Source organism: Streptomyces sp. NPDC048606 (genome assembly GCF_040650855.1).
GTDB lineage: Bacteria > Actinomycetota > Actinomycetes > Streptomycetales > Streptomycetaceae > Streptomyces.
Window position 1 is genome coordinate 1 of sequence record NZ_JBEZIB010000047.1, and the last position, 10,066, is coordinate 10,066.

The following is a 10,066-nucleotide window of genomic DNA, read 5'->3' on the forward strand; positions in this document are numbered from 1 at the left end:
GGGGCTGGTGCACGGTGAGATTGGCGTACACGTCCGCGTCCGGCAACCGCTCGTAGTCCAGGCCGTTCAGGCGTACCGTCAGCTCGCGCCCGAAGCCGAAGCACAGGGTGAAGCCCACCAGGGCGTCCCCGTCGAAGGCCGCGAACACCACCGAGCGGTCGTCCAGCCGGGGATTTGGCCGTGCGAATATGATGCGCATTCATTGGATTTCCCGTGAAGAATATGACTGCCCGGCGGCGCGCCGAGATCGAACCTTGAGTTCCGGAGGGGCGCGCCGGGAAAAGGTGGGCGCGCGAGCGCCGCGGGGCGGGCATGCCGAACAGGGCCGGAGACGCCGGGGACGCGCTGCGCGCGAAGTGGGGATTGGGGCGGATGTAGCCGGTCTCCAGCCGCACGATAGGGACTGGACGCTGACCAGGCGCCGCGGCTTGATCTTGCATGAATCGCCGCTGAGCAGCAACATTTTTGGCGTGTGGCGTGTATCACCACCGGATTTACGGCCCAGGGTGCCGTGCGGCCGCGGGCTGGGGGTGGGCGGGTTCGTCCGTGAGGCTGCGTCGGAAGGCTCCCGCGCCCACTGCCTCCCGCGCGCCCCGCAGTAATCCGCGAGAAATCTGCAATGCATGCCTGGATTGCCCGTGGGGCCCTGTATTCGATTTCCAAAAAGGCGCAATCATGGGCAATGATGACGGCCGCAGTGCGGCAGTGACTTTATCGGCCCCGGCTTGGCCTGCCCTGTTCGAGTTTTCGACCTTCCCGATGTCAGACCGGAGGAAGAATGCCGGACACTTCCCTGAACAATTGGCCGTACGCGTCCTCGAACACCACCGCGGTCACGCATGTCGCCGTGGGCCTGAGCGTGGCGCTGCCGGCGGACCTGGAGAGGCTGCTGCCCGCCCGCAGCGTGCCGGTCGTCGACGAACCCGACACCGTCCGGGCACGGCGGGGCCGGGAGCGGATCATCGGCTTCACGTGCGTGGCCGGACTGGTCGAGGCGCCGACACAGGACGAGGCGGGCGCCGAGCGGCCGGCCGCCCTGATACGCTGGCCGCAGCGGCTGCGAGTACTCGTGCCGGCGCGAGTTCTCCCACATCACCGCGAAGAGCGTCCAGTACGACGTCGGCCCGGTGGAGCTGGGGCGCGTGGCAACCTGGGCTTCAGCGCGCAGGGGATCGCCGGACCGGTCCTGTTCACCGGTGTGGTGATCGCCCTGGGCGGCTGGGGCCGGCTGGCGCTGGGCGGGGTGTTCGCCCTCGCCGGTGCGCCGGCACGGCCCGTGGCGGGCCGGCTCGCGGCCGTCCGCGCCCGCACACACATCGAAAGTTCCCTGGCCGAACAATGATGTCCGATATTCGGACACTCCCTTGCGGGAGTCCTTCCCCACAGGGATGATCGGCATCAACCGCTTGCAGACACGGCCAGGTCAGCCTGTCTCGCGGCCTTCTCTCCTCCCGCTCTTGTCGCGACTGCCGACAGAACCTCCTCTTCCCGACGGCGTCCTGCGCCCGTCCTTCAAGGCGGACCCATGCTCCCCAGCGCATCCGTCCCCGCTGCCGACAGACGGCAGAACACCGCCACAGCGGTGCTGGACACCCTTCTCTCACACGGGGCCACGCACTTCACCGGCGTCCCGTGTTCCCTCCTCAAGGGACTCTTCCGGCTGCTGGAGTCTCCCGAACGCCCGGCTGCGCATCTGCCCGCACCCCGTGAGGACACCGCCCTCGGCACGGCCTCCGGACTCGCCCTCGCCGGCGCCCGCCCCGTCCTGCTCATGCAGAACTCCGGGCTCGGCTACTCGCTGAACGTCCTGACCTCCTTCAACCTCATCTACGACGTCCACCTGCCGCTGATCGTCAGCCGGCGCGGGCACGACGGCAACGACGCGGTCGAACACGACGTCATCGGCCGTGAACTGCCCCGCCTGCTCGACGTGTTCGGCCTGCCGTGGACCGTGCTCGACCCCGACCGCCCCGCCGAGTCCACCGAGGATTTCCTCGCCCGGCACGACTCCGGGCGCCGCGCCTCCGTCCTCGTCGTCCGGGAAGGCATCTGACGTGGTGCCAGCTACTGGACGCCGTGCGGCTCGGCCCCGAGGACGACGTCGCCAAAATCACCGCCCGCCAGGTCCGCCGGGTGGTCGAGGACCTGATCACCGGCGGACGCTGGCGCGAGGGCGATCGGGACATCCTCGTCGTCTTCGACGCCGGCTACGACGCCCCGCGCATGGCCCACCTCCTCAACGGACTGCCCGTCGAGGTCCTGGGGCGCATACGATCGGACCGTGTCATGCGACGGCCGACACCCACACAACTGGAGTACGCCCTGGCCTATCCCCAAGGCGGCCGGCCACCGAAGCACGGCAAGGAATTCCGTTTCGCCGAGCCCGAGACCTGGGGCGAGCCCGACGCGGCGACCATCCAGGTCACCGACCGCTACGGCACCACCCGCGAGATGGCCTGGGATCGCATCCACCCGAGGCTCACCACCCGCTCCGCGTGGATCGACCACGACAGCGAACTCCCCATCATCGAGGGGACGCCGATCCGCCTGGAAGTCGAACACCTGCCCGGCGGCCGAGAACCGCTGCCGCTGTGGCTGTGGTCCTCCGCCACCGGCATGGCCGGCCCCGATGTCGATCTGCGCCGGCAGGCGTTCCTCCGGCGCTTCGACCTGAAGCACACGTTCCGGATGATCAAGCAGACCCTCGGCTGGACCCGGCCGAAGCTCCGCACACCGGAAGCTGCGGACCGGTGGGCGTGGCTGATCATCGTTGCGCACACCCAGCTCCGTCTCGCCCGGCCGCTCGCCGAGGACGTCCGCCGGCCCTGGGAACAGCCGGCGGAACCGAACAGGCTCGCTCCGGCCCGGGTCCGCCGCGGGTTCAGGAACCTCCGCCCGCACCTGCCCTGCCCGGCACGTGCACCCAAACCCACCCGGCCCGGTCCCGGCCGCCCACTCGGCTCGAAGAACCAGAGGCCCGCCACCCGCTACGACGTGGGAAAAACCGTCCGGCGCCCCGAGAGCATCATCGAACGCGACCGGATCAGACCATAAAGCACCAGGTGACAACCTGTTCCTGAACCGGCCTGACGGTTGGGCGGTTAGGTGGGTTCGAAAGGGTTCTCGCGTGGCGGTGAGAGCTCGTGTGGGCCAGGGGCGATGTGATGCGACCAGCAGGCACAACCGTTGCCATGCGGAAGTAGAGCGTCATCGCTGTTGGCGCGGACGCCTTCTCCAGATCGGAGACAGAAATGATCAGGCACGGGCACGGCCGGAACGCCGTCAGGGCGGCTCTGCGCCACTACGTCCCCATGACCACCGCCGCACTTCTCGCGGTGGTAGTGCCGCTCACCGTCCTCGGTCCGGCCAACGCGTCCAGCGTGCCGGCCGGCGCGTCCTCGGGGACTCACACCGTCGCCAACCAGAGCAGCAGGGCGGACGTCGCCGCCATCGCCGCCCAGCTGCGGAACATGGGCCTCACCGTGAGTACACCCTCTGGCACGATCGTCGCCTGGGGCGACGCGGTCATCGTCAACAACGCCCTCACGCTGTTCGCCGACCAGGACCCCATGGCAATCTTCACCGGCCTGAACGAGACAGGCACCGGCTACATGCTCATCCGGGGCACCAACATCGCCCGCTGGATCGGCCTCACCGCGGGAAGCAACGTGCCCATCGCCTCGGTACGCAACGAGTCCGACGGGACCGTCGTCGTCTACGACCAGAACACCGGCCGCCTCAACGTCGCCGAAGACCAGCACACGGCCGAAAACCTTCCCGTCCCCCACGCCGCGGGCACCAGCCACCGCGCGGGCGCCACACACGGCGCCATCGCATACACGACCGCGCCCGGAGTCCTCGCCAACTACCAGATCCAGATCCCCGTCAGCGCCCCCATCGCAATCTGCGGCACCAGCACCGGTATCGTCGCGGCCCTCAACCCGGCGGTCGGCAGCGCCTGCATCCTCGCCTGAGTACCGTTCTGGGGACTGTAAATCGTTCGATTGACAGACCCTGACGTGGGCGGCTGTCCGGCCCTTGCTGCCAGTGCCCGCTGGAAGGCCAGGGCGGTGGAGTCGTTCGGCCGCACCGCCCTGGCAGGCGAAGAAGCGATCAGTCCTTCAAGCGCGACTTGCGCTGATCGACCAGATGCTGGGCATGGGTCATGAGCCCAGCGGAAACCCCGGTGAAGATCAGCTCGCCCCAGGATCCGTCGACAAGCTGTCGATTGACCAGTACGAGGAGCAGCACCCAGGCGGCAAAGATGCCGATCTTGGCTTTCAAGATCAGCTGACGAGTGTCGAGAAGCAAGCGGTCAGGGCTCCGCCGGTGGCGTTCACCACTATCTCCCTGGCCTTCTTGTTGTTGAGCCTGCCCAGGGCAAGGGCGCCGGCTCCCGCGATGCCGGCCCGCTTGAGGCATTCCTTCTGCTTCTGGGTGAGGGTCGACCCGGCCAGAGCCTTGCAGTACTTCTCCTTGCCCTTGTTCTTTCCGAAGTAGCAGTTCGCGGTGTTGTGCTCCTGGCGCGGGTCCACGAACAGCTCCAGTTGCCCGCCCTCGTCACCTGACGGCACCGTGGACGGCGCGGGGCGGGAGGCTGCAGGGTTGCGTATGCGGTGCCCGTGCCCGCAAGGAGAAGGGCTCCCATCACGGCTGCGGACGTCAGACCTGAAATCACATGCTTCACTTGCTCGTTCCCCTGGGGTGTTTCATGCGGAATCGCCTGGTCGAGGCCTCCGCCGGTTCGAGATGCACCGTATGAAGAGGCTCCCTTCAGCAGAAGGCCTTGGGCCGTGCCTCGGGGGGTGCCTCCTCTCGGGTCCGGCTCCGTCAGGAAGCGTCGACTCGGCATCAGCCACCGAGCGCCTTGCGTTCGGCGGCGTCCCGGGGATCCGCTCTTTAGGGCCGTAGTCGCGCCGCCGGGCAAGGAAGCAGCACCTGTTGTAATCACGCGGTAGCGTGTGGTGACGCAGTAAAGCCGGTCGTGACGGGCACACGCACCAGTCCGGCCCCGCGAGGTCAGGGACGTGCCCAGGGGGGTGCCTCGGCGGTTCGCCCTGCGCCGGCGGCGCCCGTAGCATCGGAATGGTCCGGGCCGGTAAGCCGGTCTCCTTCCGATGTGCCGAGGCCGCACCTTCGTGATGCTGCACCCCCTCGCCCAGCTGCGGACGGCAGCCGGGCTCTCCCACCCCGCCTACGCCCGGCTGGTCGCCGAGACGCACGCCGCCCTCGGCCTCGGCCGAATGGCCGCACGCCGCGAGAAGGTCTCCCGCTGGGAGTCGGGCCGCACCGAACCCGAACACTCGGCGCAGCTGGCCATGGCACACATCCACCACGTCCCGGCCGCCGAGGTGTGCCGGCTGGGATGGCCGCACTGGCTGTACCTGGCCACCGGCGACGCGGGGCTGGCCGGCGAGCCCTACACCGACGACGGCGCCGCGCACGCCCTGGACAGCAGCCTGCACCTGCCCCACGCACCCCGCCCGCCCGTACTGCTGCTGGAGGGGTGGGCCCTGTCAAAACAGATCCGCAGCGCACTCGCCCGCCTCGCGGAGACCGCCGACAGCGCGGTCCCGGACGAGGCCGGGCTGCCCGCCGAACGCCTGGAGTGGATGGAGGCACGCGTCAAGGCCCTGGAGGAGCAGGAGTTCGGCACCTTCGTCCCGGTCCATGCGCTCTACGCCGCGGCGCTGTCCGAGCACCGCCAGGCCGTCGCCCTGATCACCGCCACGCCCCACAGCCGTCCCGTACCCCGCCGCCTCTACCGGCTGGCCGCCCACACCGGCATGCTCTGCGCCTGGCTCAGCAGCGCGGCCGGCGAAGAGACCCGCGCCGAACGGCACGTCCTCGCCGCCCTGCGCGCCGCCGCCGCCTCCGGCAGCCGGTCCCACACCTCGGCCGCCCTCACCCGCCTCGCCCTGCGCCACCTCCTGGCCGGCAGCCCCGCCGACGCCCTTACGCTCGTGCGAGCCGCCCGCGCGGCCGACCCGCGTCCCTGGCCCGGAACCGAGGTACAGTTCCACGGCTACCGGGCGTTCGCCCTCGCCCACCTCGGCGAACCCGCCGCGGCCCGACAGGCCCTGGACGACACGGCCCGGGCCGTCAGCAACGTGGCCGCCACCCCCTTCGAGATGGCGGCCCGGCACCATGCAATGGTCACCACCGAGGCGCTGACATCCCTGTACCTGGGCCACCTCACCACCGCCCGCAGACAGTTCGGCCCTCTCACCGAGCACCTCACCACCCCGCAGGCGGGCCCACCGTCCCCCTACACCGCCCAATGGCTGCGCTACGCCGTCGAGACCCACCTCGCCCTCGGCGACATCGACATCGCGGCCCACTCCACCCGCCGCGCCCTCGACCTCGCCGGCACCCTACCCGAGGCCCTGGCCCTCCAATTCCACCAGCTGCTCGAAGCCCACCAGCACGAACCACTCATCCAGCAGGCCCTCGACCACCTCCGTGACCACCACGGCTGAACCGTCTCCGACCGAGCGCGACGTTCCCGCGCCGCGAGAACCGGTGAGCGGATGCTCGGCGTGCGAAGGTCCGGCTGCCCGGTGCCCACCGCGGAGACCTCTTCGAGGAGTTGGCCTTCCCATGCCGACGACGCCTGTCCCGGTGTGCCGGGCATACCCCAGGGCGGCCCGGTCGTCAGCTCCAGACCCCGGTTGCCGCGGCCCGCCGGGCGTAGTCGGAGAAGTCCACCGGGCTGCGGCCGAGCACCACCTGGACGCCATCGCCGAGGCGGACGGACTCGTCGCTCAGGCTCGCGACGAAGTCGTCGATCAGGTCATCCGGAAGGGCGCTGTTCCGCAACGTCTCACGGTACTGCTCCTCCGATACCGGGTGGAAAGTGATCGTGCGTCCCGTGAGTGCGGACAGTTCGGCAGCGACCTCGGCAAAGGTGAGCAGCCGGGGCCCCGACAACTGGTACGCGCGCCCGATGTGCCCGTCGCCGGTGAGAGCGGCGACCGCGACGTCCGCGATGTCCTCGGCGTCGACGAAGTCCTCGGCGGTCGCGATCCCCGGTGCGGTGATCACTCCGGCCAACACCTCCTCCAAGAGGTAGCCCTCGTTCAAGTTCTGGTTGAACCATCCCGGCCGCAGGAAAGTCCAGGCGGCTCCAGACCGCTTCACGCCTTCCTCGGCAGCGCGCAGCACCCGGCTGCCCCTGCCGGAGAGCAACACCAGCCGCTCGGCTCCGGCGGCCACCGCCGCTCTCGCGAAGTCGGCGATCTGCGGAACGGCCGCAGGCAACGCAATCTCGGGGTGCGCAACGTATACGCGGTCTACTCCTTCGAGCGCGGCCGGCCAGGTACCGGGGTCCTCCCAGTCGAACGGAGGCTCGCCATTGCGGGATCCGACCCGCGTCGGGACATGCAGAGTGGTGAGCCGCTCTACAACGCGTCGCCCCGTCTTGCCGTTACCGCCGAGGACGAGGGTCAAAGGGCTGGGCATGGTAATCGGACCTCTCAAGGTGGGCGAATGAACAAGGGCGCTTGCAGGTATCCGGCGGCCGCGGTGACCGCCAGGTGCCGGCCTTGGCGCGGTCTCCGGGCCGGGCGCCTGCGGGCCTGTTGGAGAGGGCAGGGGAGGGCAGGGGAAGTTGTGCGTAGCCCGCCCGGCTACGTCGTTGTTCACCCCCTCGTTCCCCTGAGACGGACGGTGGTGCATTCGGAGATGACCGGTCAGAGCGGTTCCTCGCGCGGCTTCGAACCTATCGCCGGCGTCCGGTGCGCCGGAAGGCTCCAGGGGGTGCCCAGAGGGGTGCCTGCCTCCGTGGTGGTCAGGCCTCCGGCTCGGCGAGCCTGCGCAGTTCACGGCGCGTCGCTCGCCGCCCGCCTCGTCCGGCGACACGAAGTACACCTCCACGTTCGCCGTTGCGCCGTCACCCGGGCCCCGGGCTCCGGGCCGCCAGGTACGCCCGGCAGTGCCGCCGCCTTCCGTACCAGGCCCTCTGTGGCCAGGGGCTGGGGCCTGGCCACGATGCCGAGTGCGGCCCGTGGGTCGGGGTGCACCCGGTCGTCCAAAGGCGCCCGGGTCCGGCGCCAGACGTACGCCGTCGCGCGCCTGGCAGGGTCCGGACCGGGACCGCCTTCCGTCACACCCGGTTCGCCCGTACAAAGTCGGCCAGTCTGCGCAGGCTCTCTTCCAGCTCGGCCGGATCGCCCGCGAGCGTCACACGGACGCTGTTCGCGCCCCGCAGCCCGAAGGAGTCGCCGGGGCAGACGCAGACCTGCCGCTCGTGCGGTAGCCGATAGGCGAACTCGCGTGCACCCAGGCCGGTCGAGTGGATGTCGAGGAAGAGGTAGAAGGCCGCGGAGGGACGAACGTACGACAGGCCCTCGCCTTCTCGGCTTGCAGGATCGGGCACGTCGGCGCCACTGACGCGCTCGACCTGTGCGCGGTCTTCGGCGCGCTGGAACTGGCCCTGCTCGACTGCGGCCACGCCTTCACGCCCGGTACCGGCACCGGCGAGATCATTCGCACCGTCCACGAGGGAGAACGCTGATGCTGGTCCTGTTCCAGCGGGAGACCTGCCCCGGCTGCAAGCCGGTCCGCGAACTCCTCACCCGGCTCCAGGTGTCGTACATGAACATCAACGTGCCCAAGCCCCGCGATGATCGGCACGAACTGATCCGCGTCACCGGCAGCAAGTACATCCCGGCCCTCGTCGACGGCGCCACCGTTGTTAGACGACTCTCTGCGTGTTGATGAAGTGGGGTGACGGCGACACTCCTGTTGCACACGGGCTGTTGTCGTGTCCGGGGGCAGGCTGCCGCTTCGTGTGCGACGACACCGTGAACAGGAACGGGGTCGAGGTGCGGTGGGCTACCAGAGCCATCGGTCGAGGAGTTCCGCCCAGATGAAGCCCTTGTACCCGGCGAACGCGGGCGGGTCGATCTGCTTGAGCTCGGCCGCGAGCTGGCTGAGCTCGGCGAGGGCCTCGTCCTCATCCCCATCTGGGTCATTGAGGACCTCGGACTGGCTTACGTGCCGACCGTAGTGGTGCAGGGACTGAAGCCACAGGGCGATGCTGGAGTTCGCGAACCAGCCGTCGCCGCCGGGAAGGACGTAGTAGACCGTGCCGGTCACGGGCTCGACTCCGAACGTCCACAGCAGGTTGGGGGGCAGGCCTCCGTGCCGGTTCTCGGTCAGTTGGTACAGCTGCCTACCGTCTTGGGTCAGGAGCTGCGGGGCTGATTCCGTCTGGACCGCCGCTGCCTCGATGAGGCTGATGGTGTTCGGAATGCCGATGCTCACGAGCAGGGCTGTCTGGTTCTCGGGGACCTGCCAGGACGCGACGGAGGTCGCGTCGGCCCGCGTGACGTTCTCTTCGCCCGCCCATTCGACCAGGTCGTGATAGGTCAGCAATCTGAAGATCCTTCCAAGGGCGCCAGCGGTCACCATGACCCTACTGACCAGGACCGACACCCGGTTCGAGCACCCTCGGCCGGACACATGGCGGGCGCGTGCAGGTTCGTCCTGAACAACATGATCCTTTGGCGTTTGGGCAGGCTGGCGGTACTTCGTCGTGCTCGGAGCGGAAGCACATCGTGGTCTGCGGAGGCTGTCGGTGCTGATCGTTGACAACGACGTCCTGCTGGTGGAACGGCAGTTGCGGCAAGGTCGGCTGAGCTGCCCGTCATGCGGGGCGGGCCTGGCGCCGTGGGGGCATGGCAGACCGCGGGAGATTCGGGGTGATCTTGGGGCCCGGTTGTTTCTGCGGCCGCGACGTACTCGTTGCCCCGGCTGCAAGGTCACGCACATGCTGCTGGCGGAGGCGTTTTGGCCGCGGCGGGCGGATGCGGCCGAGGTGATCGGGGCCGGACTGGAGATAGCCGCGTTGGGCATGGGACACCGCCAGGTCGCCGCCCGTCTGGGCCTGGCCGAAGGCACGGTCCGTGGCTGGTTGCGGGCGTTCGCCGGGCGGGCGGAGGCCGTTCGCCGGCACTTCACCGTTGCCCTGGTCGCGCTCGCCGACGACCCGGTGATACCGGATGCGGCGCCGTCGGCGCTCGCCGACGCGGTCTCGGCGGTCGCGGCCGCCCATCGGGCGGCC

General features: G+C 69.5%; 11 protein-coding genes and 2 pseudogenes. 7 read left to right on the plus strand and 6 right to left on the minus strand.

Features of this window, described 5'->3' with window-relative positions:
- Window positions 1–199 (minus strand): annotated as a pseudogene (locus AB0D01_RS34830) (GNAT family N-acetyltransferase); the annotation flags it as partial.
- Between the two features lie 579 nt (window positions 200–778).
- Between AB0D01_RS34830 and AB0D01_RS34835 the strand changes: the two are divergent.
- The 4 genes and pseudogenes from AB0D01_RS34835 to AB0D01_RS34850 all read left to right on the plus strand — a co-directional run bounded on the left by AB0D01_RS34835 (window position 779) and on the right by AB0D01_RS34850 (window position 3,974).
- Window positions 779–1,342 (plus strand): hypothetical protein, encoded by a 564-nt coding sequence (locus tag AB0D01_RS34835; RefSeq protein ID WP_363062500.1) that lies wholly within the window; start codon window positions 779–781, stop codon window positions 1,340–1,342.
- A 183-nt stretch (window positions 1,343–1,525) separates the two neighbouring features.
- Entirely contained in the window at window positions 1,526–2,053 is a 528-nt protein-coding gene (locus tag AB0D01_RS34840) for a thiamine pyrophosphate-binding protein (RefSeq protein ID WP_363062502.1), read from the plus strand.
- Window positions 2,053–3,054 (plus strand): annotated as a pseudogene (locus AB0D01_RS34845) (transposase); the annotation flags it as partial. The gene AB0D01_RS34840 and the pseudogene AB0D01_RS34845, both read left to right, overlap by 1 nt.
- Before the next feature lie 197 nt (window positions 3,055–3,251).
- The gene (locus AB0D01_RS34850; protein ID WP_363062504.1) at window positions 3,252–3,974 is read left to right on the plus strand and encodes a chaplin; all 723 of its coding nucleotides are present in this window, start codon (window positions 3,252–3,254) and stop codon (window positions 3,972–3,974) included.
- Between the two features lie 139 nt (window positions 3,975–4,113).
- Here the strand turns inward: AB0D01_RS34850 and AB0D01_RS34855 are convergent, their stop codons facing one another.
- Entirely contained in the window at window positions 4,114–4,311 is a 198-nt protein-coding gene (locus AB0D01_RS34855) for a hypothetical protein (protein ID WP_363062506.1), read from the minus strand.
- Window positions 4,287–4,574: a hypothetical protein gene (locus AB0D01_RS34860; RefSeq protein WP_363062508.1), complete on the minus strand. Its 288-nt coding sequence runs from the start codon at window positions 4,572–4,574 to the stop codon at window positions 4,287–4,289. The genes AB0D01_RS34855 and AB0D01_RS34860 overlap by 25 nt, the downstream gene beginning before the upstream one ends.
- A gap of 564 nt (window positions 4,575–5,138) precedes the next feature.
- On the opposite strand from AB0D01_RS34860, the gene AB0D01_RS34865 reads away from it, so the two are divergent.
- Window positions 5,139–6,479, plus strand: coding sequence for a hypothetical protein (locus tag AB0D01_RS34865; protein ID WP_363062510.1), 1,341 nt, complete (start codon window positions 5,139–5,141; stop codon window positions 6,477–6,479).
- Between the two features lie 175 nt (window positions 6,480–6,654).
- Here the strand turns inward: AB0D01_RS34865 and AB0D01_RS34870 are convergent, their stop codons facing one another.
- On the minus strand, window positions 6,655–7,449 hold the full coding sequence (locus tag AB0D01_RS34870; protein ID WP_363062512.1) for an NAD(P)H-binding protein: 795 nt from the start codon (window positions 7,447–7,449) through the stop codon (window positions 6,655–6,657).
- 655 nt (window positions 7,450–8,104) lie between these two features.
- Window positions 8,105–8,500 carry a hypothetical protein gene (locus AB0D01_RS34875; protein WP_363062514.1) on the minus strand — a complete coding sequence of 132 codons (396 nt, stop codon included), beginning with the start codon at window positions 8,498–8,500 and terminating at the stop codon, window positions 8,105–8,107.
- A gap of 14 nt (window positions 8,501–8,514) precedes the next feature.
- Here AB0D01_RS34875 and AB0D01_RS34880 point away from each other — a divergent pair, with 14 nt between their 5' ends.
- On the plus strand, window positions 8,515–8,718 hold the full coding sequence (locus AB0D01_RS34880) for a glutaredoxin domain-containing protein (protein WP_363062516.1): 204 nt from the start codon (window positions 8,515–8,517) through the stop codon (window positions 8,716–8,718).
- A gap of 117 nt (window positions 8,719–8,835) precedes the next feature.
- Here AB0D01_RS34880 and AB0D01_RS34885 read toward each other — a convergent pair whose 3' ends face one another.
- Window positions 8,836–9,378 (minus strand): SUKH-4 family immunity protein, encoded by a 543-nt coding sequence (locus AB0D01_RS34885; protein WP_363062518.1) that lies wholly within the window; start codon window positions 9,376–9,378, stop codon window positions 8,836–8,838.
- 232 nt (window positions 9,379–9,610) lie between these two features.
- Here AB0D01_RS34885 and AB0D01_RS34890 point away from each other — a divergent pair.
- The coding region (locus AB0D01_RS34890) for a DUF6431 domain-containing protein (RefSeq protein ID WP_363062604.1) at window positions 9,611–10,066 on the plus strand (456 nt) is incomplete at its 3' end.